The organism is Bradyrhizobium sp. PSBB068, from assembly GCA_016839165.1.
GTDB lineage: Bacteria > Pseudomonadota > Alphaproteobacteria > Rhizobiales > Xanthobacteraceae > Bradyrhizobium.
In genome coordinates this window covers 1,885,990-1,910,535 of the sequence record CP069300.1, presented here as the reverse complement: position 1 = coordinate 1,910,535, position 24,546 = coordinate 1,885,990, and the positions used below count along the sequence as shown (strand labels likewise).

At 64.9% G+C, this 24,546-nt stretch carries 18 protein-coding genes and 1 pseudogene; 8 read left to right on the top strand and 11 right to left on the bottom strand.

All coding sequences use genetic code 11. The annotated features are described in order from the left end of the window. Positions 1–56: 56 nt before the first annotated feature. Together ppk2 and JQ507_08900 are read left to right on the top strand one after the other, a co-directional pair. A complete protein-coding gene (gene ppk2, locus JQ507_08905) occupies positions 57–1,004 on the top strand; it encodes a polyphosphate kinase 2 (GenBank protein QRI71571.1) in 948 nt (315 codons plus the stop codon). Positions 1,005–1,332: 328 nt separating this feature from the next. Further along, positions 1,333–2,211 carry a transporter substrate-binding domain-containing protein gene (locus tag JQ507_08900; GenBank protein QRI71570.1) on the top strand — a complete coding sequence of 293 codons (879 nt, stop codon included), beginning with the start codon at positions 1,333–1,335 and terminating at the stop codon, positions 2,209–2,211. 180 nt (positions 2,212–2,391) lie between these two features. Here the strand turns inward: JQ507_08900 and JQ507_08895 are convergent, their stop codons facing one another. The 10 genes from JQ507_08895 to JQ507_08850 form a co-directional block, all read right to left on the bottom strand. Continuing rightward, the gene (locus tag JQ507_08895) at positions 2,392–3,060 is read right to left on the bottom strand and encodes an amino acid ABC transporter permease (GenBank protein ID QRI71569.1); all 669 of its coding nucleotides are present in this window, start codon (positions 3,058–3,060) and stop codon (positions 2,392–2,394) included. A 111-nt stretch (positions 3,061–3,171) separates the two neighbouring features. After that, on the bottom strand, positions 3,172–3,930 hold the full coding sequence (locus JQ507_08890; protein QRI71568.1) for an SDR family oxidoreductase: 759 nt from the start codon (positions 3,928–3,930) through the stop codon (positions 3,172–3,174). 83 nt (positions 3,931–4,013) lie between these two features. Next, positions 4,014–5,096, bottom strand: a complete 1,083-nt coding sequence (locus JQ507_08885) for a zinc-binding dehydrogenase (GenBank protein QRI71567.1) — start codon at positions 5,094–5,096, stop codon at positions 4,014–4,016. A gap of 118 nt (positions 5,097–5,214) precedes the next feature. Beyond that, entirely contained in the window at positions 5,215–8,904 is a 3,690-nt protein-coding gene (locus JQ507_08880) for an autotransporter domain-containing protein (GenBank protein QRI73263.1), read from the bottom strand. Between the two features lie 822 nt (positions 8,905–9,726). Next, a complete protein-coding gene (locus JQ507_08875) occupies positions 9,727–10,686 on the bottom strand; it encodes a DMT family transporter (protein QRI73262.1) in 960 nt (319 codons plus the stop codon). 258 nt (positions 10,687–10,944) lie between these two features. Continuing rightward, on the bottom strand, positions 10,945–11,784 hold the full coding sequence (locus JQ507_08870; protein ID QRI71566.1) for an aldo/keto reductase: 840 nt from the start codon (positions 11,782–11,784) through the stop codon (positions 10,945–10,947). A 199-nt stretch (positions 11,785–11,983) separates the two neighbouring features. After that, on the bottom strand, positions 11,984–12,778 hold the full coding sequence (locus JQ507_08865) for an ABC transporter ATP-binding protein (protein ID QRI71565.1): 795 nt from the start codon (positions 12,776–12,778) through the stop codon (positions 11,984–11,986). Between the two features lie 12 nt (positions 12,779–12,790). After that, on the bottom strand, positions 12,791–13,693 hold the full coding sequence (gene ntrB, locus JQ507_08860; protein QRI71564.1) for a nitrate ABC transporter permease: 903 nt from the start codon (positions 13,691–13,693) through the stop codon (positions 12,791–12,793). A 66-nt stretch (positions 13,694–13,759) separates the two neighbouring features. After that, positions 13,760–15,070 (bottom strand): ABC transporter substrate-binding protein, encoded by a 1,311-nt coding sequence (locus JQ507_08855; protein ID QRI71563.1) that lies wholly within the window; start codon positions 15,068–15,070, stop codon positions 13,760–13,762. A 337-nt stretch (positions 15,071–15,407) separates the two neighbouring features. After that, the gene (locus JQ507_08850; GenBank protein QRI71562.1) at positions 15,408–16,322 is read right to left on the bottom strand and encodes an intradiol ring-cleavage dioxygenase; all 915 of its coding nucleotides are present in this window, start codon (positions 16,320–16,322) and stop codon (positions 15,408–15,410) included. A 143-nt stretch (positions 16,323–16,465) separates the two neighbouring features. Between JQ507_08850 and JQ507_08845 the strand changes: the two genes are divergently transcribed. The 3 genes from JQ507_08845 (at position 16,466) to JQ507_08835 (ending at position 20,796) form a co-directional block, all read left to right on the top strand. Further along, positions 16,466–17,740 carry a beta-lactamase family protein gene (locus JQ507_08845; GenBank protein QRI71561.1) on the top strand — a complete coding sequence of 425 codons (1,275 nt, stop codon included), beginning with the start codon at positions 16,466–16,468 and terminating at the stop codon, positions 17,738–17,740. Between the two features lie 174 nt (positions 17,741–17,914). Further along, positions 17,915–19,375: a sensor histidine kinase gene (locus JQ507_08840; GenBank protein QRI73261.1), complete on the top strand. Its 1,461-nt coding sequence runs from the start codon at positions 17,915–17,917 to the stop codon at positions 19,373–19,375. A 101-nt stretch (positions 19,376–19,476) separates the two neighbouring features. Further along, entirely contained in the window at positions 19,477–20,796 is a 1,320-nt protein-coding gene (locus JQ507_08835; GenBank protein QRI71560.1) for a dicarboxylate/amino acid:cation symporter, read from the top strand. Between the two features lie 55 nt (positions 20,797–20,851). Here JQ507_08835 and JQ507_08830 read toward each other — a convergent pair whose 3' ends face one another. After that, positions 20,852–21,163: a hypothetical protein gene (locus JQ507_08830; GenBank protein ID QRI71559.1), complete on the bottom strand. Its 312-nt coding sequence runs from the start codon at positions 21,161–21,163 to the stop codon at positions 20,852–20,854. A 567-nt stretch (positions 21,164–21,730) separates the two neighbouring features. Here JQ507_08830 and JQ507_08825 point away from each other — a divergent pair. The 3 genes and pseudogenes from JQ507_08825 to JQ507_08815 all read left to right on the top strand — a co-directional run bounded on the left by JQ507_08825 (position 21,731) and on the right by JQ507_08815 (position 24,277). Further along, positions 21,731–22,126: a helix-turn-helix transcriptional regulator gene (locus JQ507_08825; protein ID QRI71558.1), complete on the top strand. Its 396-nt coding sequence runs from the start codon at positions 21,731–21,733 to the stop codon at positions 22,124–22,126. Between the two features lie 380 nt (positions 22,127–22,506). Next, entirely contained in the window at positions 22,507–23,838 is a 1,332-nt protein-coding gene (locus JQ507_08820) for a L,D-transpeptidase family protein (protein ID QRI71557.1), read from the top strand. A 208-nt stretch (positions 23,839–24,046) separates the two neighbouring features. Continuing rightward, positions 24,047–24,277 (top strand): annotated as a pseudogene (locus JQ507_08815) (hypothetical protein). Positions 24,278–24,546 lie beyond the last annotated feature (269 nt).

Here is a 24,546-nt window from a genome sequence, read left to right as displayed (position 1 = left end):
ACATCGCCCGTCAATGCTCCCGTCGATCCATCTAACACACTGAAAGACGGACCTTCATGACCGCTCCCCACCTCACCGACGAAGCCGCCCACGAGGAAGCACTGCGTGAGGAAGCCTTGCGCGCCCGCATCCATCAGGAGATGGCCGACAATCTCGACGAGGAACTCGAGCTCGAACTCGACGACATCAGGCTCGACGAGCTCGACCATGACGGGGAAGCCGGAAAGCCGTCGATCGACCGCAAGTTCTACTTCCGCGAATTGCTGCGGCTGCAGGGCGAGCTGGTCAAGCTGCAGGACTGGGTGCAGCACGAGAAGAAGAAGGTCGTCGTGCTGTTTGAGGGCCGCGATTCCGCCGGCAAGGGCGGCGTCATCAAGCGCATCACCCAGCGGCTCAACCCGCGCGTCTGCCGCATCGCGGCGCTGCCGGCGCCGAACGAGCGCGAGCGCACGCAATGGTACTTCCAGCGCTATGTCTCGCACCTGCCGGCCGGCGGCGAGATCGTGCTGTTCGACCGCAGCTGGTACAACCGCGCCGGCGTCGAGAAGGTGATGGGATTCTGCACCGACGAGCAGTATGAGGAGTTCTTCAACTCGGTGCCGGACTTCGAGCGCATGCTGATCCGCTCCGGAACCATCCTGCTGAAATACTGGTTCTCGATCACCGACGAGGAGCAGGCATTCCGCTTCTCGATGCGGATCCAGGATCCGCTGAAGCAATGGAAGCTGAGCCCGATGGACGTCGAGGCGAGGACCCGCTGGGAGCTCTACACCAAGGCCAAGGAGACGATGCTGGAGCGCACCCACCTGCCGGACTCGCCGTGGTGGATCGTCGATGCCGTCGACAAGAAGCGCGCCCGGCTCAACTGCATCTCGCATCTGTTGAGCCAGATCCCCTATCAGCACGTCGCCCACCAACCGGTGGTGCTGCCGCCGCGGGTGCGCAACCCCGACTATCACCGCGGTCCGATCCCGCCGGAGATGTTCGTGCCGGGACGGTATTGATCCCGTTGTTTCCCCTCTCCCCGTTCTTGCGGGGGGAGGCACATCGCGCATTTTCGGAATAATAGAATAATGCCTCTGATTTGCCCGACATGTCAAGTTGACGTGTCGACTGCCGGCACGCGGCCGGCTCCTTTGCATGGGGTTGTTTTCGAGTTTTTGACGGTGCGCCCCGGCGAGGGCAGGCGATGTGCGATAGCCAGGCCGCAAACGGGGAGGTGAAGAGATGGGCATCTCCTCTTCGCCACGCCTACCAATGGTGCAGGCGCGCGCCCTTGCTGGCACAGGAACCCGACGCTAGGCTTCGGCGACCTGGTGCAGGGAGGCCCGCTTGACTCAATCCGACGATGTGAAGATTTCCGAAGATCGCCGCGACGCGCTGCGCTATGCGCTCGGGATCGGCAGCGGCGTGGCGCTCGCGGCCGCGATGGCAACCCCGGCCGCAGCGCAAGCCCAAGCCGACAACACGCTGGATCGCATCCGCGCCACCAAGGTGCTGCGGATCGCGGTGCTGCCCGGCGAGCTGCCCTATTTCAACAAGGATCTCGCCACCGGCACCTGGTCCGGCTTCTCGATCGAGATGGCCAACGACCTCGCGAAACTGCTCGACGTCAAGCTGGAATATGTCGAGTCGACCTACGGCAATTCGATTCTGGATCTGCAGGCCAACAAGATCGACCTCGGCTTCGCGCTCAACCCGACGCCGCAGCGCGCACTGGTGGTCGATTTCACCAACCTGGTGTTCCCGCATCCGTTCGGCGCGATGCTGAAGAAGGGGCTGGAGGCAAAAACCTGGGCCGACATCAACAAGCCGGAGGTCAAGATCGCAGTCGACGTCGGCTCGGCCAATGAGGCGGTGGCGCGGCGCTTTGCGCCGAACGCCACCATCAAGTCGCTGAAGTCGCGCGACGAGGTGATGCTGGAAATGTCGTCGGGCCGCGTCGATTGCGTAGTCAACGCGCTGGTGCTCGGGCTGACCGCGATCGCCAAGAACCCGAACCTGGGCACCTACAAGATCCTGACCTCACCGTCGGTGACGATCGCGAGCGGCACGGCGGTGCGGCGCGAGCAGGACAAGCGCTGGCGCGATTTCCTCTCGGTGTGGATCGACTACAACCGCGGCATCGGCCAGATGCGCGAATGGTTCGTCAAGGGCCTTGGACTTGCCGGCGTCAAGGCGGAGGACGTCCCGGTGGAGCTGAATATCTGAGGCTCTGGCGTGGTTCGGTTTGGGGCTCGGTCCCTTCACCTCTCCCTACGGGAGAGGTCGGCGCGAAGCGCCGGGTGAGGGGTCTCAGGTCCTACGAGAGAGCGTGCCCCCTCACCCGGATCGCATTCCGCTTCGCTGCATGCGATCCGACCTCTCCCACAGGGGGAGAGGTAAGACAGATCACACCTTGTCGTAGGTCAGCCCGCGCTCCAGCCGGCGCGCCACCAGCGTCGACGGGAACAGGATCGCAAAGTAGATCAGCGCGACGATGGTGTAGACCTCGAGCGGCCGATAGGTGTCGGCGTTGATCAGCGTCGCGTTGTAGACCAGATCGGGCACCGCAATGATCGAGACCAGCGAGGTGTTCTTGAGCTGCGTCACCGACTGGTTGACATAGGGCGCCATCATCGGCTTCAGCGCCTGCGGCAGGATCACGAGCCGCATCAGGCGCCAGCCGCGAAAGCCGAGCGCCTTCGCCGCGTCCCACTGCCCGACCGGCACGCTCTCGATCGAGCCGCGCACGATCTCGGCATAGAATGCGCCGCCATAGAGCGACAGCACGCTGACGGCCGCGACATGCGCCGGGATGTTGACGCCGATCACGACCGGAAAGGCGTAGTAGAACCAGATGATCTGCACCAGCAGCGGCGTGCAACGGAACAATTCGATATAGGCGATCAGCAGCCAGTCGATCACGGGAATGCGCCGCAGCCGCAGCATGCCGACGATCAGACCGATCAAGGTGCCCAGGATGATGGTGCCGATCGTGTAAGCAATGGTCCAGCCGAGCCCGAGCCAGAACAGATGGCTGTACTTGGCGAGGATCCCGAAATCCCAGACGTAGTTCATCCTGCCCCTCTGTTGCCGCGCGGCGTGTGCTGACCTTGCGGCCCCAGCATCGCAGGCGGCCTCGCGCGAGTCACGCGATATGCCGGCACGACGACGCCGACCATTGTGCCGTTACATCAGGGTGAGCCCGCCATCGACCGGCAGCGTCGCGCCGGTGACGTGGGCAGCGTCCGACGACAGCAGGAAGGCGACGACGGCGGCGACCTCGTCGGGCTCGGCCAGCCGCTGCATCGGATTGGCTTTCGCGACGCGATCCCAGGTCGCGGTATCGAGCGCGCCGAGCAGGCCGGGGTCCTTGCGCGTATAGCCGGGCATCACGGCATTGGATGTGGCGCCTGATACAGCGAGTTCGATCGCCAGGGACTTCACCAGCACTTCGAGCGCGGCCTTCGCCGCGGCCGATCCCGGATAGGTGGCTCCCGGCACGAAGCGATGCGGCCCGAAACTGGAGACCGCGACGACGCGGCCTTGCGCGCTGCGCGTGAGGTCGGCCAGCGCGGCGGCAGCGATCTCGTGGAAGGCCGCTGCCATCACGGCGAAGGCGCGCTCCAGCGCCGCGCGCGGCAGGCTAGCGAATTCGCGGCGGTCGGCAAAGCCCGCGGCGTGCACGATGCTGTCGATCGGCCCGAACGCGGCGCGCGCTGCCTCGACCAGCGCGGCGCCGGCACCGGCCGCGGCGAGATCGCCGGTCTGGATCTCGACCTTGGCGCCTTTGGCGCGGCATTGCTCGGCAACCGCATTCAGCCGGGCAAGGCCAGCGGCGTCAGCGCCTTGGCCGTGCAGCATCAGGGATTGATCGGGGCCGGCGAGCCGGCGCGCGACCGCAGCACCGATGCCGGAGCCGCCTCCCGTGATGATTGAAACGCGCATGAGATAGGTGCTGTCAGTACTTCCGAGGACAGCGAACTATAGGTTCGGTGCCGCGAAATGCAAACCGCGCCGCCACCTTCAGTTCAACGCCACGGCTCGACCAGGATCTTGGTATGGGCCTCGGGATTGGCGAGATCGGCAAAGGCCTGCGCGACGCCGTCGATGCCGACGCGGCCGGTGACCAGCGAGGCGGCATCGACCTGGCCTTCAGCGATCAGGCGCAGCGAATAGGCGAACTCCTCGGGCGTGTAGCCGAGCACGTACTGGACGTTGAGCTCCTTGATGATGCCGAGCATCGGTTCGGACTTGTCGGTCTCCATGCAGACGCCGACCACGACGACGCGGGCGCTGCGCGGCGCGCCCTCGAACACCTGCTGCAGCACGCCGGGCACGCCGACGCATTCGAAGATCAGCGCGGGCTTCAGCGGCGGCAGCAGCGCCTGCATCGGCGGCCGCGCGGCCTTCTCGGCTTCGGACATCTGGGCGTGCTCGGCCCAGCTCGCATAGGGCTGCGTCTTCGCCGGATCGACCACGACATCGGCGCCCATCTTCTCGGCAAGCAGCCGCCGCGCCGGCGAATAATCCGCAGCGACGATCGGGCCGAGCCCCCTGATCTTCAACGCCGCGATCACTGCGAGCCCAACCGGCCCGCAGCCGATCACCAGCGGCACCTCGCCGCCCTTGATGCCGGCCATCGCCACCGCATGCACACCGACCGCCAGTGGCTCGGTGAGCGCGGCGTGCTCGGCGGCAAGCCCGTTCGGCACTTCAAGCAGCAGCGGCTCGCTGAGCAGCATCTGCTCGGCATAGGCCCCAGGATAATCGTTGGAATAGCCGACGCCCTTCGGGCCCTCCGGCGTCAGCAGCGCCGGCAGCGAGCAGACCCGCGTGCCGGGCTTCAGCTTGCGCGTGGTGCCCGGACCATAATCGAGAATCTCGCAGCAGAACTCGTGGCCGAACACGACGTCCCGGGACAGGTCCATCGGCGTGCGGCCGGGCAGGAACTTGCTCAGCTCCACCATGCGGTGGGCATGCTTGCGCGCGTGCAGATCGGAACCGCAGATGCCGCAGGCGAGCGATTTGACCAGCACCTGGCCGGCGCCCGGCTTCGGCTCCGGCATCTGATCGACGACAATCTCGCCGTTTCTGAAGATCGCTGCGCGCATGTTTCCTCCGCGTGGGTTTTGTCCCACTCATTTTGATGCGTATTTCGTCCCGCGAAATGCGCTGACGCGGATCAAATCCGCATCAGGCTTTCGTTGCAGGACGCTATAGCATGGAGGGTCACCACGTATAGCGCATAACACCCTTGCCGGCGTAGGACTGGGTCACGCTGGAGAACTCGCCTTCGAAGGTCGCCCCCACCGACCAGCCGTTGCGCCACCGCATCTCGAGCGCAGCCGTGGTCAGCGCGGCCTCGCTGGCCTGCGCCGCGCCGTTGACCACAAACGCCGAGCCGGGCAGCGCCTGGAACACGGCCGCGGCGCTGCGGCTCGGGTTGAAGTCGTGCGCCCAGGCGACGCGGCCGCGCAGCGTCATGAGGCCGCCATCCACCGCGAAGGATTTGTCGGTGCGCAGGCCGAGCTCGCTCCTGACATCGGTGACGCTCTTGCCCGCATAGTTCAGCGCGAAGGCGCCGCCGCCGGAGACCACACTCTCCGCATAGGCCGGCAGCTCGAAGCTGGTGAACTGGGCGGCCGCGTACGGCGTCAGCCCCAGCCACGGCGTCACGTACCGATAGCCGCCTTCGAGCCGGCCCGACCACGCATTGGCATTGAAGTTGGCGCGCAGACGATCGGTGCCCGCGGCAGTGACGACGCGGTCGGTCGTGATGTCCTGCCAGCCATAGGCGAGTGCCGCACTGAGATAGGCGGCACCGATGTTGTGGCGCAGGAAGGCGCCAGCCTGGAACAGGTCGGAGCGGCCCCAGCCGAGACCGTTGGTGGCGAAGCTGGTGCCGCCGCCGGCGAGAGCAACACCGGCGATCGTGTTCGGCGAGAAGCGATAGTCGGCGCCGACCGCGGTGCCATAGACGCTGCTCGTCGTGTTGTTGGAACCCAGCACCGCATTGCCGCTGGTGCTCTGCGAGCCGCCATAGCCGGCCGCCCAGACGCTCCAGCGCTGCGCGAAATCGAGTTGCGGCGGCGGCGCCTTGGCATAGATGGCGGCCAGCGCATCGCGCGGCTCGGTGCTGCGCGCCGCATAGGCCAACGTTGCGCTCTCCTCGGCGAACGGCACGGCGCCCCCACCGACACCGCCATCGCGCCCAGCGACGAACGGATCGGCCAGCAGCCCGAGGAACAGGTTCATTGCGTTGAACGTCGCTTGTTGCGATCCGGTCGCACCCTCGCCCGAGGCCTGCGTCAGGCCATTCGGCGACAGCCCGGCATACATCAAGTTGATCCCGCCATTGGCATTGAAGAAATTCTGCAGCGTGGTGGCGACATTGCCCTGATTGACGTTGAGCTTCGATGTTGCGCCGTAATCGAGCGCGAAGTTGAGATAGGCATTGTTCGCGTCATAGCCGAGCGTTGCGACCAGACCCGACGGCAGCCCGGTCGAATCGACGCCGGCGAAGGTGCCGCTGCGGCCGCCGGCCGCCGACAGGATGGTGTATTGCCTGGCGATCGTGCTGCCGGCGGCAACGCTGGCGCCGACCGAGCCGGCCAGCGTCGCGGTGCCGGTCACCCTGGCTGATGTCGACGCGGTGGAATTGAGCCCGACAAGATAAAGCGCACCGGATTGGAAGGCGAGATTACCTGCCACGTTGAGGAACGTGCCCGGCACTGCATTGCCGGGCAGCAGGATGCCGCCGCTTGCAATCGTCGTATTGCCGACGGTACCGATGCCTGTGAGCGCACCACCTGAATTCACCGTCACCGAGCTCGACGACACGATCGAGCCGTCGATCTGCAGGACGCCGCCGTTGACGACGGTAGTGCCGGTATAGGTGGTAACGCCCGACAAGGTCAGCGTGCCGCTGCCGGTCTTCTCCAGATTGGCGGGGCCGGCCGGGCCGCAGCCGCAGGGATCCACATCGGCGATCACGCCGCTGACATTGGTCGAGAGATTGTTGCCGCCGACCGTGAGTGTATTGCCGCCGCCGATATAGTAGATGCCCGAGCCCGCGATCGAGCCTGCCGTGATGCGGCCGTCGCCGTTCGGTCCAAGGCTGCCGCCAAAGTCCACATAGCCAGTTCCCTGGGTGATGAATTGCGCGTTGCCGCCGGTCGAATTACCGAAGAACTTGACGCTGGCGCCGCTCGCGGTGGTGATCGTGGCGTTGCCGGCCGTCGCGTAGGCGTCAAAGATCAGCGAACCGCCGGATCGGTTGGTGATCGTCGCGTTGCCGGCCGTTGCATAGGCGTCAAAGATCAGCGAACCGCCGGATCGGTTGGTGATCGTCGCGTTGCCCGCGGTCGGCGCCTCGGTCGAGCTGAAGTTCGACGTGCCGAAATAGGTCAGGCCGCTGTTGTCGATGGCCGCGTTCGCCGCGGTGCTGTTCTGGAAGAACGCAAGATAGCCGGTGGCGGACGTCGTTATCTTCGCCGACGCCGCCGACGAAAATTCGAAGAACTGCGAACCGCCGTTGTTACCATTGGTAATGGTGGAATTGCCCGCAGTGCTGCTGTCGCGAAACACCGTGGCGCCGTAATTCCGGTTGACAATCACAGCCGTCGACGCCGTCGTGGAATTGTGGAACGTCGTGCTGCCGAACCCGATGGAGCCGTCGTTGACGATCTTGGTGATGCCCGCCGTGTTGGCGTTCACGATCTCGAACCTGCCATTGACAGTGACTTCGCCGACGATCGAGGCGGTGTGGCTGGCGTCGCCGAGTTGCAGCGTTGCGCAACTGCAGATCGTGGTGCCGCCGGCATAGGTGTTGGAGCCTGTCAAGACCACGCGGCCGAGGAAGGCCGAAGCGCCCAGCACTGACAGTCCACCGGCGCCGCTAATGTTGCCCGAGTAAGTGAAGGTGTATCCGTTGGCATCGATGGTGCCGCCGGTGGCATTGATCTGTGCGTTGTTCGCGATCGTGTAATTGCCGCCGGCCTGCAGCGTCCCGCCATCGAAGGTGAGCAGGCCGGTGCCGATCGCCGACGAGACGATCGCGCCCGGCGTACCCACGGTGTCGACGCCGACTTGCAGCACGCTGCTGCCGCCGGCAATGCCGCACGCAGTGCCGCAGATCGTGGTGCCGCCGGTGTATGTATTGGCGCCGGACAGCACCAGCGTGCCGCCCCCGTTGAGCACGATGTCGCCGGCGCCGCTGATCGGCCCCGACATCGTGTTGGTGGTGCCGGTCGCGACGGTGATGACAGGATCGCTGTTGATGACGACGCGGTTGGCGATGTTGATGCCGTTGCCGTCCAGCATCAGTTTGGTGAGCCCGGCAAGCGTCTCGCCCATCGTCAGCGTGCCGCTGCCAAGCGCATTGCTGTTACGGAGGACGAGTCTCGATCCGTCGCTCACCGAGGTGCCGCCGGTGTAGGTACTGGCGCCGGTGATGATCAGCGAGCGCCCGCCGTCCAGCTTGACCGCAACCGAGGCGTCAGTGGCGCCGCCCGTGAGGCCGGTGATGCGAGAGATGGTTACATCGCCGGTGGCGCCGGCCGCGCTGGTCTGCAGGAAGGTCAGGCTGGCGCCGACGCCATTGGCAATGCCGAGATTGCCGGACAGCGCTCCGCCGCTCGACGTCAGCGTATTGGCACCGCCGGTGAAGCCGATCGCGTTGCCCTGCACGCCCGGGCCACCGCCGCCGGTAATCGTTCCGCTGTTGATGATGGTCAAGCCGCCACCGACGATCCCGGAACCGCCCGTGCCTGCTGCACCGGGCCTCCCCCGCGTGCCGCCGGTGGACGGCTCGCCTTGATTCGAGTAGACATCGGACACCTGTGCGCCGCCGCTACCGCCGGCGCCACCGGAGATCGAGCCGGAATTCCTGATCGTTACGCCCGGCGACGTGACGACGATGCCGGTGCCGCCGTCGCCGCCGCTGCCACCGACGTCCCCTGCGCCGCCCGCGCCGCCATTGCCACCCGTGATGCTGCCGCTGTTCGAATGGGTCCCGGCGCCGGTGATGACGACCGCGGCGCCACCCGCGCCACCACCGCCGCCACCGCCAGCGACTTGATTTGAAGGCATCGAGGCGTTGACGCCACCGTCACCGCCCTTGCCGCCGTTGCCGCCGGTCAATATCCCGGCGTTGTTCAGCGCCGCGCTGGACGCTCCGTTGAGACCGCCGCCGCCACCGCCGCCGCCGCTGGCTGTGGATCCGCCGCTCGTTCCCGCAACGCCGTCCTGCCCGGCCGCGCCACCGGCACCTCCGGCGGGAGAGGCGTTATTGCCGCCAGGGCCGCCGGCACCTCCGGCGGCCCCCGCAGCGCCACCACCACCGCCACCCCCGGTGCATACGCATGACCGGTTCGGCGCGCCGCCGTCGCCGCCAACCCCGCCGTTGACGCCCGGAGCGCCGCCGGCACCGCCATATTGTCCCGTCGACTGAAAATCACCCTCGCCGCCAACGCCGCCATTCTGTGCGAGGGCTGGCACGGCCAATAGACCCGCTGAGAGGATGACCGCGGCCATCAACCAGCCTTGCAGACGGATTCGCGCGCAGCCCCACTCCGGCATTGCCCCAGCCCCAAATCGATAGCGCCGCGCGGACGCGGCTTAACCTGAATGGGCTATGTTGCAATTCGCGGCGGACGCGTCTTCTCAGGCCGTGCACGACCGTGGCGCTCAGCCCGTGTTCGCAACGATAAAGCGCAGCTGTTGTAAAATAGATACGTATTGTCAGGCGTTCGGCGACGGCTCGCTGGCCACATCCAGCAATTGCGAGCGGCGGATGCGCTCGCGATGCGCGGTGTAGAGGCCGGAGGCGACGATGAAGCCGGCGCCGAGGATGGTCCAGCGGTCGGGCACCTCGCCGAAGATCAGGAAGCCGAGGACGCTGACCCAGAGCAACTGCGTGTAGGAGAACGGCGCGAGCACCGACGCGTCGCCATAGCGGAACGCCAGCACCACGATCCACTGTCCGACCGTGGAGGCAACGCCGATCAGGATACCGAACATGATGTCGTGCCAGCTCGGCGTGACCCAGACGAACGGCACCAGCGCGCTGACGATGGCGACGCCGACGATGGACGAATAGGTCATCACGGTGACCGGACGCTCGCTGCCGCTCATCATACGCGTCAGGATCAGCGTGCCGGCCCAGGCCAGCGCCGAGACGATCGGGAAGACCGCGGCGGGATGGAAGGCGCTGGTGCCCGGCCGCAGGATGATGAACACGCCGGCGAGGCCCACCGCGGTCGCGATCCAGCGCCGCATCCCGACCCTCTCGCCGAGAAAGGCGATTGACAGCGCGGTGACGAACAGCGGCGAGACGAAGCTCGTCGCCGAGGCCTCGGCGATCGGCAGGAAGCCCAGCCCCGTGATGAAGATCAGGGAGGAGCCGAGCAGCGCGGCGCCGCGCAGCACATGCAAGCCGGGACGGCTGCTGCGCAATGCGAACAGCGGCGTGCCCGGCAGCATGGCCGGCGTCATGATCAGCGCGAACACCAGGAAGCGGATCCAGGCGATCTCGATCGAAGGCAGCGAGGACGAGAGATATTTTGCGGTGACGTCGGAGGTGCCGAGAAACACCGTCGACAGCAGGATCAGCGCAATGCCCTTGAACGGCCGGTCGGTGCGCGCAGGCGCTTTGCGCGTTGCGGACGTCCTTGCAGGCAATGAAAGGGGAACGCTGTCCAGCCTGGCGGCTACGGCGGGGGGCGGTGTCACGGCAATCTCGAAGGCGAAATAAGGGGAATCTGCTGCCCTACAGAACGCCAATTCCGCTGCGAGAACAATGCCCGAAAACGGGACTCCGATATGCGTCAGCAGGCGCGACCGCCCGCCGCAGCCGCAATACGGCCGCACCTGCAACAGTTTGTTAACTCACGTGTGGAGCGGGCGTCGTGAATCCCGCGAACTTGCGGGAACGCTGGATTGTTGTGTGACGCGCTCAGTTCAGAGCATCGGCAACGAGCGCGGTTTCGGCCCGCGCGGGAACGCCGCGTCGAGCGCGGCGAGTTCGTCACCGCTGAGCTTGAGCGTACCAGCTGCCGCGTTCTCCGCCGCGTGGTCCACGTTCGACGCCTTCGGAATCGCGAGCACCGACGGCAGCCGCGTCAGGAAGCTCAGCGCCACCTGGCGCGGCGTCGCCTTGCGCACCTGCGCGATCGATTGCAGCACCACGCCGGCCTTGCTCGATGCTGACGGAAAATCATTGTGGCCGAACGGCGAGTAGGCGACAACGGCCACGCCGTGCTGCTCGCACCACGGGATCACGGCATGCTCGATAGCGCGCTCCCGCAGATGGTAAAGCACCTGGTTGCAGGCGATATTCCCCTCGCCTGCGACCTCGAGCAGTTCGTCGAGATCATCAGCGTCGAAATTGCTGACGCCCCAGGAGCGGATCTTGCCCGCGGCGATCAATTCGTCAAACGCCGCGACTGTCTCGGCGAGCGGATAGGTTCCGCGCCAATGCAGCAGGTAACAATCGAGCCGATCGGTCTTCAACCGCTTCAGCGAGCGCTCGCAGGCGGTGATGGCGCCGCGCCGCGAAGCGTTGCTCGGCAGGACCTTCGAGACCAGGAACAACTCGTCGCGCCGGCCGCCGATCGCATCCGCGATCACGAGCTCGGCGTCGCCATACATTTCGGCGGTGTCGATATGGGTCATGCCGGCATCGATGCCGCGCTTCAACGCCGCGACGGCCGCCTTGCGGTCACCGCGATCGAGATACCAGGTGCCCTGCCCGATCACCGAAACCTGCGGGCCGTTGTTGCCGAATTTTCTTGTCTGCACGATCGCCTCGTTCTGCGTGGCTGGTGTCTCACCCACGAGGATAGAGGAAACAAGGGATCGTGTCTGCACACCGCCCGACGGTGTCTCCCCATCGTCGTCCCGGCGCAGGCCGGAATCCACTACCAAAGAGGTCGGATATGAAAAGCGACTGCGGCCACAACGTCGTGCAACAACGTAGATTTGGGGTTATGGGTCCCGCTCATGCCGCCTCGACGAAGCTGTGGCGCTCATAGAGGAATTCGAGCACGCGCTGCCGGCACTTCAGGTAGCCGGCGTTGGTCGCGAGCTCGAGCCGCTTGCGCGGACGCGCCAAGGGCACCTCGAGCACCTCGCCGATCCGCGCGGCCGGGCCGTTGGTCATCATCACGATGCGGTCCGACAGCAGCACGGCCTCGTCGACGTCGTGGGTGATCATCAGGATGGTGTTGCCGAGCTTCTGGTGCAGCGCCATCACCGAATCCTGCAGATGCGCCCGGGTCAGCGCGTCGAGCGCGCCGAATGGCTCGTCGAGCAGCAGCACCTTGGGCTCCATCGCGAGCGCCCGCGCAATGCCGACGCGCTGCTTCATGCCGCCGGAGATCTCGCTCGGCCGCTTGTCCCTGGCATGCGCCATCTGCACCAGGCCGAGATTGTGCATCACCCAGGCGTCGCGCTCGGCCCGGCTCTTGGTTCGGGCAAACACCTTGTCGACGCCGAGCTTGACGTTCTCGTACACGGTCAGCCACGGCAGCAGGCTGTGGTTCTGGAACACGACGGCGCGATCCGGCCCCGGCGAATTGACCTCTCGGTTCTCCAGCAGCACACCACCATTGGTGGCGCCGGTAAGGCCGGCAACGATGTTGAGCAAGGTCGACTTGCCGCAGCCGGAATGGCCGATGATCGAGACATATTCGCCCTGATCGATGGTCAGGTTGATGTCCTTCAGGACCTCCGTGGTGACATTGCCGCGGGCAAAGGTCTTGTCGATGTGATCGAGCTTCAGATAGGCCTGCATGACTTGTCCCCCTCAGTTCGCCGCCGTGCCGCGGGTCACGGCCTTGCCGAGGCCCGCAATGAGGCGATCGAGCACGAAGCCGATGATGCCGACATAGAACAGCGCCAGGATGATTTCGCTGATATGCGAGGAATTCCACGCATCCCAGATGAAGAAGCCGATGCCGACGCCGCCGATCAGCATTTCCGCCGCGACGATCGCGAGCCAGGACAGGCCGATGCCGATGCGCAGGCCGGTGAACATGTAGGGCGCAGCCGCCGGGATCATGATCTTGGTGAAGAACTCCAGCGGATTGAGCTGCACCACCGCGGCGACGTTGCGGTAATCCTGCGGGATGTTGCGGATGCCGACCGCGGTGTTGATGATGATCGGCCATACCGACGTGATGAAGATGACGAAGATCGCCGAGGGCTGGCCGTCGCGGAACGCGGCGAGCGACAGCGGCAGCCAGGCGAGCGGCGGAATCGTGCGCAGCACCTGGAATAGTGGATCGAGCCCGCGCATCGCCCAGACCGACTGGCCGACCAGCGTGCCGAGCGCGATGCCCGCGATCGCCGCCAGCGAGTAGCCGTAGGCAACGCGCTGCAGGCTGGCGGAGAGATGCCAGAACAGCCCCTTGTCGATGCCGCCATGGTCGAAGAACGGATCGAGGATCAGCTCCTTGGTGTCCTTGAACACTTTTGTCGGCGGCGGCAGGCTGGAGCCGGCGCGCCGGCAGATCAACTCCCACACCACCAGCAGCAGCGCGACCACGATCAGCGGCGGCACCACCCGCGCCGCGGTCTCCTTCGCCAACCTGGCGTAGGTCTCGGCGCGCGGTGCGCGCTTCGGCGTCATGGTCACGACCGGCGCCGCGGCAGTGGCCGGCGGCGTCGCGACCTCCGAGGTCTCGGTCTTCATGGCAATCATCGACATTGACAAAGGATCTCCGTGGTCGGCGACGGGCCGCGCAGAAAAGCGCGGCCCTGACGGGGGCTCGGCTCAGACGTCGACGCGCTTGATGGACAGCGACTTCAGATAGGCGGCGGGATTCTCCGGATCGAAGATCTTGCCGTCGAAGAAGGTCTCCTTGCCGCGCGAGGTCGAGGTCGGAATGTCGGACACGCCGAGCTCCTTGGCGGCCTCCTTCCAGAGATCCTCGCGGTTGACCTTGGCGATCAGCGCCCTGGTGTCGAAGCCCGCCTCATACTTGCCCCACCGGATATCCTCGGTCAGGAACCAGAGGTCGTGGCTTTGATAGGGATAGGAGGCGTTGTCCTTCCAGAACCGCATCTGCTGCGGCGAGTTCTCGACCACACGGCCGGTGCCGTAGTCGAACTTGCCCTTCATGCGGTCGGTGATGTCTTCCACCGGACAGTTGATCCACTGCCGCTTGGCGCAGATCGCCGCGGTCTCCTCGCGGTTCTCCGCCTTCTCGCACCACTGCTGGGCTTCCATGACAGCCATCAGCAGCGCCTTGGCGGCCTTCGGGTTCTTGTCGACCCAGGCGGCGCGCAGCCCGAACGATTTCTCCGGATGCTTGTCCCAGAGCTCGCCGGTCGTGATCGCGGTGTAGCCGATCTCCTGATGGATCAGCTGCAGATTCCACGGCTCGCAGACGCAGAAGCAATCCATGGTGCCGACTTTCATGTTGGCCACCATCTGCGGCGGCGGCACCACGATGGTCTCGATGTCCTTGTCGGGATCGATGCCACCGGCAGCGAGCCAATAGCGGATCCAGAGATCATGGGTGCCGCCCGGGAAGGTCATCGCGGCCTTCACTGCCTTGCCGGAGGCCTTCTTCTTCTCCAACGCAGCCTTGAAGGGCGCAGTGTCGATGCCGACCTTGAGATCGGCATATTCCTTGGCGACCGAGATGCATTGGCCGTTCAGGTTGAGCCGCGCCATGATGTACATCGGCGTCGGCTGATTGTTCTGCGTCACCTTGCCGGCCGAGATCAGGTACGGCATCGGGGTGAGGATGTGCGCGCCGTCGATGCCGCTACCCTCGGAGCCGAGCACGAGATTGTCGCGCGTAGTGCCCCACGAGGCCTGCTTCTGCACCTCGACATCGGGCATGCCGTATTTGGCGAAGATGCCCTTCTCCTTGGCGACGAACAGCGGCGACGCATCGGTCAGCGCGATGAAGCCGAGCTTGGCGCCTTTCACCTCCGGACCGGCGCCCTGCGCGAACGCGCCGGCGGGAAAGTTGAGCTTGGCCGCGGCGAGCAGCGCGGCGGCGCCACCGCTTGCCTTCAGCAGCCGGCGACGGCTGATCGCGCGGCTCGGCGGCGTGTTGCTGGGCTTGGTCATCGGTCGTCCTTTGCGTTGCGGTGTTGCGTCTGTGCGTCGAGCAACCTCCCGTCGGGTGGCGACGCGCGCAGGGCGCAACAGGGCATGCACCGGGGAGGCCCCGGACTGGCGGCGTCAGAAATCCGATGGGGTGGCCTCGAGGGACGGCTTCAATGGCGTCGGCAGCTGACTATTCAAGCCTCGTGCCAAGCTACCGCAGGGCAGAAATGGATTTTATTGCAATGTTTTGCGCAACTTGTCGCAGCGCGCGCCAACGTGCCGCGCGCTGCCAAAAATTGCGATCAGCTCAATTCTTGTGCGGTGCACATAAATCGAGCAGTCGATTTGACGATAGCTATCAGGCGTCTTCGGCGAGCTTGGTGCCAAGTGGCGCGGGCGCCATGCCGCCGCCGGGCTTCACATGGAATTCGTAGCTCATCAAGCTCCACGGACCGTCCGAGCGCTGGCCGTCGGGCATCACGGGATCGGTGCGCCGTTCGACCTTGGCGATCAGCTCGTCCTTCACGCCGAACACCACATCGGAGTCGATGTACTCATCGCCTTCGACGAACACATGCGTGATCAGCGGCTCGTAACCCTTGGCGTTGACCAGGAAATGCACATGCGCCGGCCTCATCGGATGACGGTTGGTCTGCGTGATCATCTGCCCGACCGGACCGTCGGTCGGGATCGGATAGCTGCACGGCACGATGGTGCGGAAGAAGAAGCGGCCGTCGGCATCGGTGATGAAGCGCGCCCGCGAAGAGGCGCCTTCCGTTGCGAAGCTCGGCTTCTGCGAGTCGTAGAATCCATCATCGTCAGCGTGCCAGACATCGACCGGGACATTGGCCAGCGGCCGGCCCTTGAGGTCGGTGACGCGGCTCTGCACGAACATGCGCTCACCGGGCAGGCTTGCCGAGATGTCGGTGCCGTGCGGCGTCACCTTGTGCTCGCCGACATAGAACGGCCCGAGCACAGTGGTCTCGGTCGCGCCGTCGCGATCCCTGTGGTTCACCGCATCGACCAGCATCGAGACGCCGAGCACGTCGGACAGCAGGATGAATTCCTGGCGAATGTCGGTGCATTTCTGCCCAGTGCGAGTCAGGAAACCGATCGCGTGGTCCCACTCCTCGAAGGTGAGATTGGTCTTGCGCACATAGTCGTGCAACGACGTCACCAGTTCCTGCAGCAGGAACTTGGCCCGCGGATCCGGCGTCTGGTCGAAGCTGCGGATGACGGCGGCGGTGAGCTCGGTTTCGTTGAACTGGGTCATCTCGGCGTTTCCCCTGAGGCCCTTTGGGCGCGATCGCAGCGGCGAGCCTACACCACCGGCCCGGAGCCGGTAAGTCGCAGCAGATTGGTGAAACCGACACTTTTCGGCTATCAAGGCTGCCTCGCCAGCCGGAGAAACGCCCGATGTTAGCCCCCACGCCTGCCTCGCCCGAATCCGCGGGAATGTCGACCACAGCCCTCAATCGCCTCGAAGCGCATCTGAAGAGCCGCTACATCGAATCCGGCCGCTTTCCGGGGACCCAGCTGCTGATCTACCGCCGCGGCAAGATCGTGCATTCCACCGTCCAGGGCTTTGCCGACCTCGAGCGCAAGGCGCCGATGAAGGACGACACTATTTTCCGCATCTATTCGATGACCAAGCCGATCACCTCAGTCGCCTTCATGATGCTGGTCGAGGAAGGCAAGGTCGCACTCGACGAGCCGGTCGCGAAGTACATTCCGGAATGGAAGAACCTCGGCGTGTTCGTTGCCGGTACCGCACCCGCCTTCCTGACGCGCGCGCCGACGCGTCCGATGCAGATCGTCGACCTCTTGCGCCACACCTCGGGCCTCACCTACGGCTTCCAGCAGCGCTCCAATGTGGATGCCGCCTATCGCGAGAAGAAGATCGGCGAGGTCATCAAGGCCGGTACGCTCGACAGCATGATCGAGGACCTGGCGAAGATCCCGCTGGAGTTCTCGCCGGGCGAGGCCTGGAACTACTCGGTCTCGACCGACGTGCTCGGCTATCTCGTCGGCAAGATCGCAGGGATGCCGTTCGAGCAGTTCCTCAAGGAGCGGATCTTCAAGCCGCTCGGCATGAACGATACGGATTTCTTCGTGCCCGCCGACAAGGTGCACCGCTTCGCCGCCTGCTATTCCGCCGATCCGCAGGGCGGCTTCAACCCGCTCGCCGCCGAGCGCAAGGGCACACTGACGCTGCAGGACGATCCGACGACCAGCTCGTTCCTGTCGCCGCCTTCGCTGGTCTCGGGCGGCGGCGGGCTGTGTTCGACCGCGGCCGACTATCTGACCTTCTGCCGGGCGCTGCTCAACGGCGGCGAGCTCGGCGGCGTCCGCCTGCTCGGCCCGAAGACGCTGAAGCTGATGGCCTCCAATCACCTGCCCGGCGGCGTCGACCTGCCGGCGATGTCGCGTTCGATGTTCGCCGAAGCCGCCTATAACGGCATCGGCTTCGGGCTCGGCTTCGCCGTCACCATGCATCCGGCGCAGACGCTGATCGCCGGCAGCCCGGGTGAATTCAACTGGGGCGGCGCCGCGACGACGTCGTTCTTCATCGATCCGGCCGAAGAGCTGATTACCATCTTCATGACCCAGGTGCTGCCGTCGAGCGCCTATCCGCTGCGGCGCGAGCTGCGCACCATGGTCTACGCCGCGATCACCGAGAGCAATCTCTGACCAATGACTCTTCCGCGGCGCAGGACATGCGCCGCGGAGTTTGCAATTGCCAGTCATTTCCTTTGGCTGACTTTTCCGACTTCCCCTAAGTGCACCGCAAACGGGCATCGACCCGGGGACATCGTGCCGAAACTGACATTGCCAGTGCGTCTCGCGCTTCTGGTCGCGGGGACGATGTTGCCGCTGATCGTTTTCGCGGTCGGGATCGTGTTCCACAATTACCAGCGGGATCGTCAGGCCGCCACGCAGCGCGTGCTCGAGACGGCGCGCAGCATCCGCCTGCTGCTGGATGCGGAAATGCAGCGCATGACCGGCGGGCTGCAGGTGCTGGCGCTGACCAATTCGCTGCGCAACAGCGACTTCGGCAGTTTCCGCCGCGTCGCGGTCGGCTTCCTCGACCAGTACGGCAAGGACGGCGTGGTGCTGGTGGCGGACCGCAGCGGACGCCAGGCGTTCTCCTCGCTGACGCCGGACACCGCGGACCTGCCGCCGCGCAACAATCTCGAGATCGTCGAGAAGGTGTTCGCGACCCGGCAGCCGCAATACTCCAACCTGTTCTTCGGTCAGGTGAAGCAGCGCCTGATCATCACCGTCGAGGTGCCGGTGATCCGCGACGGCGAGGTGCTCTACGACATCTCCTTCAGCCCGCCGATCGAGATCTTCCAGGCCATCATCGAGAAGCAGCGCCTGAACCAGGACTGGACCATCTCTATCTTCGACGGCAACGGCGTCAACCTGGCGCGGGTGCCGAATCCGGAAGCGACCATCGGCCAGCGTGCCGCGCCATCGCTGTTTGCCGAGATGTTCCGCCGCGACGAAGCGACACTGCCGACCGTCTCGCTGGAAGGCGTGCCGCTGATCACGGGCTTCACCCGATCGCGCGTCACCGGCTGGACGGTCGCGGCGGGGATCACCGAGAACTCGCTAGTGGGGCCGCTGTGGCGCACGCTTGCGATCACCAGCGTGATCGGCGGCGTCCTGCTCCTGGTCGGCCTCGGCTTTGCGGTACGGATGGCGACCACGATCGCGCGCGGTGAGCTGCTGCACGATCTGCTGATCGAGGAGCTCAACCATCGCGTCAAGAACACGCTGGCGATCCTGCAATCGATCGCCACGCAGACCTTTCGCAGCGCGAGCCGCGCCGAGCGCGAGAAATTCGAGGGACGGCTCGGCGCCCTTGTCGAGGCGCACAATCTGCTCTCGACCGACAAATGGCAGGGCTCCGACCTGCAGGACGTGGTCAGCCGCGTGCTGCGCCCCTATCTGCTGAACAACACCGCCGAGCGGGTCAAGATGTTCGGACCGCGCGTGCCGCTGTCGCCCCGGCTTGCCTTGGTGCTGTCGATGATCCTGCATGAGATGGCGACCAACGCCGCCAAATACGGCGCACTCTCCAACGACACCGGCATGGTGACGCTGGACTGGGAAATCCTCGAGGAAGGCGCAGCACCGAAGCTCCGGATGATCTGGACGGAGGCTGGCGGCCCGGAGGTCGTAGCGCCAGTGCAGCGCGGCTTCGGCTCCCGCCTGATCGAGCGCAGCGCCCGCGACCAGTTAGGAGGCGAAGCCTCGGTCGATTTCCTGCCCCACGGCGTCGTCTACACGGTGATCAGCTCCCTCGAAACCGGCGATTGACCGGGCCAACGGCATCCAAACCTGCGACAACTTGGCACGCAAGTTGCTAAGATAGGACGGGTTCGGCCGGCATGAACACCGGCAAGAAACAGGGGGAATTGATGTCGACCATCGCAGCTGAAGCCACCATGGCACGCAAGCCGCTCTACACATCGCTGTTCGTGCAGGTGCTTGTCGCGCTGCTGCTCGGGATCGTCATCGGCATGGCCGCGCCCGATTTCGCGATCGGGCTGAAGATCTTCAGCGATGCCTTCCTGAAGCTGATCTCGATGATCGTGGCACCGATCGTGTTCTGCGTGGTGGTGCACGGCATTGCGGGCGCCGGCGACCTCAAGAAGGTCGGACGCGTCGGCGTCAAGGCGCTGGTGTATTTCGAGGTGATGACGACGGTGGCGCTCGTGGTCGGCTTGATCCTGGCCTATCTGTTCGGGCCCGGTCACGGCATGAACATCGACACCTCGACACTGGATGCCAAGGCGCTCGGCAACTACGCCAGCAACGCGCAGAAGCTGAAGGGCGAAGGCATCGGCAGCTTCCTGCTCAACATCATCCCGAGCACCTCATTCGACGCGCTGTCGCGCAACGACGTACTCCAGGTGCTGTTCTTCGCCATCATCTTCGGCGTCAGCCTGGCGCTGGTCGGCGGCGAGAAGGGCGAGCGGATCTCGTCCTTCATCGATGCGGTCTCCACCGTGCTGTTCCGCGCCATGGGCCTGATCGTGCGCTTCGCGCCGATCGGCGTGCTCGGCGCCGTCGCCTACACGGTCGGCAAATACGGCGTCGGCTCGCTGAAGCAGCTGCTGTCGCTGGTGGCGCTGTTCTACGTCTCGGTCGCCGTGTTCGTGCTCGGCGTGCTCGGCGCCGTGATGGCGCTCGCCGGCATCAACATCCTCAAATTCCTCGGCTACCTGCGCGAGGAACTGATGATCGTGGTCGCCACCGCCTCGTCGGACGCGGTGCTGCCGCAGGTGATGCGCAAGCTGGAGCGTTTCGGCGTCAAGGATTCGGTGGTCGGCCTCGTGATTCCGACCGGCTATTCCTTCAACCTCGACGCGTTCTCGATCTATCTGACGCTGGCGGTCGTCTTCATCGCACAGGCGACCAACACGCCGCTCTCGTTCGGCGACCTGCTGCTCGTGCTCGGCGTGTCGCTGATCACCTCGAAGGGCGCGCATGGCGTGCCGGGTTCCGCGATCGTCATCCTGGCGGCGACGCTCAATGCCGTGCCGAGCATCCCGGCGATCGGCCTCGTGCTGGTGCTTTCGGTCGACTGGTTCATCGGCATGGCGCGCGCAGTCGGCAATTTGATCGGCAACTGCGTCGCCACCGTCGTGGTCGCGGCATGGGAAGGCGACCTGGATCGGGACAAGGCCCGCCGTGTGCTCGAAGGCACCGATGCGGTGGACGTGACCGCGGGCTGAACCGCACGGCAGAGGACCGGCGGTGTCCCGCGCATCGCGCGGGACACGAGCGGGCTTACTTGATCAGCCGCAGATACGGCGGCAACTGCCTGGTCGCCGGTTCCTGCACCGGCTCGTCCGACGCGATGATATCGCACAGCGCCTTCAATTCGGAATCCGTCACCTTGTGGAGCTCCATCCGAAGCTCGAGGATCGCAAGGGACAATAGCCGCGCCGTCTCCGTATTCGCCCGGTCAGTCAGGAACCCCTGACATTCCTCCAGGGTTGCAAGCAGCGCCAGCAACCGTTCTTCCGCATTTGCGACCGGCATATCTTCCACTCCCGAAGCCGCGAGGTAGAGTCGAGGTGTTCCCCTCTTCCGCTTCATTTGGCCTCTCCTGCCAGAGTTCGCCGGCGTTTCGTAGGCGCACAATTGTTCCAGATGATTCAGAACTTTTGGGCAATTGTCCAGCAACATTCCGAAAGCCCGACTTGGACTTACGTCAAGTTTTCGCATTGGCGACGTTTCAGTCAAGCAACCTGAGCAGCTCGCCGCGACCTCTGGATGCACTAGCTGGGGTTGCATCCATATCAAGACGCCCGTACAATATAGTTGCCCGTAGAACTACGGGCGCAGTGCATTGCCGCCCAGTAAGCATGCGCGCAAAATCTGTGTCGATCAAACTCGCGCTAGTTGTGGTTTGGTCAATATTTTGCCAAATGTAGAGGGCGGGGTGTCGACAGACACCTTGGCGCGGTCGACTTAAGGTCGTCGGCCGAGTCGGTACTAGGGTGCTTCCAACGCGCAAATGCGTTTGGATACCATCCCGCGATCTTCTTGGATTTCGTAGTTCGGACGAACTGACGATCCACTCGAGCTTAACGCGGTACATCATGAATGTGTCCCTGACCCGACCGGGCCAGGGATTCTCGATTTGAAGGACGGGTCACAAGAATGAACAGATCAGCAGCAAAGAAGATGAAGCAACGCAGTGCCGGCAAGCCGGACATTGAGTTGGGCAAGCGGATTCGCCTGCGCCGGGTCGAGCAGAAGATCTCGCAGGCCGAGCTCGGCGACAAGCTGGGCGTCAGCTTCCAGCAGGTTCAGAAGTACGAGAAGGGTGTGAACCGCGTCGGCGCCGCTCGCCTTCAGCAGATCGCGAGCGCGCTGGACGTGCCGGTCACCTTCTTCTACGACGGCGACAACAAGGCCCGCGAAGTCGAGAGCCTGCTGTTCCTCGACAGTGCGTTCAGCCTCCGGTTGCTGCGCGCCTATAGCAAGATCAAGGATCAGACCGTGCAGCGCCAGCTGGTGTCGCTGATGGAATCGATCGCCGCCAACGAAGACTGAGCGGCTGCGCAGGTACGGTCGCGACGCCGCGAACGCGATCGACCAGGGCGAGCGGATTGGCCGGCGGCCGGTCATCGGACCACCACGGTCGGGCCAGGAAGATGTCGAAGCGCTGCCATCCGCGATGGCAGCGCTTTTTCTTTTTTGTCTCTTCGGCACCACGCGAGAGCGAGTTCCGCGCTGATGTGTACGGTAAGGCCGTTGCGATACCGGCAAGACGGCCGCGGTCATGCAGCGGCGGCAACCAAAACTTAATCAAGACGCAACGGTCTCGGCGTAGATCATCACCTCCGAATAAGCGCACCGCCCCCTTTGATTCGTGCGGCGGGGCCGAGTTTTCCGATCTTTCGCGCAAGCGGCGCAGTCCGGAGAAACGCGATATGCAGAGACAGACACTCGTCGTCGTCGCCACGATGCTTGCGGCGCTGCCGGCATTCGCCCAAACCGCCGGCGCGCCCGGTCCGGCTGCCGCGGTCCCACCTCATCATGCTGTGCCGGCTGCGATACCAGCGGCCACCCAGCCGAGCTCGGCCAAGCCGGCTGCGTCGGCCACGGTCGCGGAAACGCGATCGGCTGCAGCGCTCGCGTTGTCGCACGAACCGACCTACGATCAGGGCAGCGCGCAGCGCATTCGCGAGGTGGTGAAGAGCTATTCCGATCTCGCCGCCCACGGTGGCTGGCCCACGATTCCCGCGGACGCGAAATTCGCGTTGGGCGTCCAGGGCGCCAATGACGAGCTGTTGCGCAAGCGTCTGATCATCACCGGCGACCTTGCCGCCGACAAGACCACCGGCGCCTATGATGAGGTGGTAGCCGAGGCGGTGAAGCACTTCCAGGCACGCCACGGGCTCGCGGCAACCGGCACGGTGACGCCACGGACGCTGGCTGCGCTCAACGTTCCCGTGCAGAAGCGTCTCAAGCAGCTCGAGGCCTCGCTGGAGCGGCTGGACCAGATGGACTTCCAGTTCGGGCAGCGCTACGTGGTCGTCAACATTCCCGCGACCTTCGCCGAGGCCGTCGAGGACGACAAGGTCGTGCGGCGCTACCGCGTGATCGTCGGCAAGACCGAGAAGCCCTCGCCGACGCTGACGTCGGAGATCACCGACGTCATTCTCAATCCGACCTGGACGGTGCCGTCTTCGATCGTGAAGACGGAGATCACGGCTCATATGCGCAAGGATCCGACCTATCTGTCGCGCATGCACATGGACGTGCTCGACGCCCACGACAACCCGATCGATCCGCATGCGGTCGACTGGTCGGGCAATCACGTGCCCGACGTCACGGTGCGTCAGCAGAGCGGCGCGTGGAATGCGCTCGGCGCGGTCAAGATCGACATGCCGAACGCCTATTCGGTCTACATGCACGACACCAATCAGCACAGCCTGTTCAGCGACGACTATCGCTTCGACTCGCATGGCTGCTCGCGCGTCGACAATGTCCGCGATCTCGCGGCATGGCTGCTGAAGGACCAGCCGCAGTGGACCCGCGCCGCCATCGATGCCGCGATCATCACCGGGCAGCGTCAGGACATCCGCATGCTCAAGAAGGTCCCGGTGGCCTGGATCTACCTCACGGCCTGGATGACGAAAGACCGGACCATCCAGTTCCGCAACGACGTCTACGACCAGGACCAGCAACTCCTCGAAGCCACTGCAGAGGAAGCTGCGTTTTTCAACAAGGCCGCCGAACATCCGCTGACCACGCAGTAGCGCGCTTCCGAACGGAGCGCGACATCGCGAGTCCGCCCGCCATTGTGTCGCGCGGCCAATTGTCGCCCGCGCATCGCGCGACCTCACAACTCCCGCATTTCCTGCGTTGAACCGGCATCGCCAGGACCAAGTGCACGTGCCTGTCTTTTTTGTCGCAGCAACCAGGCGGCCGCATGAACGTTTTCAGGCTTCAACCAAGGAGATTTCGATGAATATCAAGCTTGCCGTTATTGGATTGGTCGCGCTCGGGAGCGCGACGTTGATGTCCGGTGCGGCGTCGGCGCTGCCGAACGGGCTTCCGCAGGCCAGCCACATCGCAGGCGAAACGTCCAATATCGACAAGGTGCGCCAGGTCTGCGATCGCTGGGGCCGCTGCTATTGGCAACCGGGTTACGGCTACGGACCGCGCCATCACGGATGGCATCATCGTCCGCACTTCCACCATCGCCACGGATACCGCCCTCATGGCGGTCATCACGGTGGCGGTCATCACGGCAGACATCGCGGCGACGGACATCACGGCGGACACCGCCGCTGATTATGCGAGGGGGCTTCGGCCCCCTCACCTTTTTTGCAGCAGGGCGCCGCCAGCGCAGCCTCCGACATTCGCCGGTACCGTTGCTGCCGTCAAAACGAGCAGCGTGACACCTTCGGCATGGACCGCGTGTTCGACGGCCGGCCAGTCCATCTCCGGCCACAAGGCTGGGC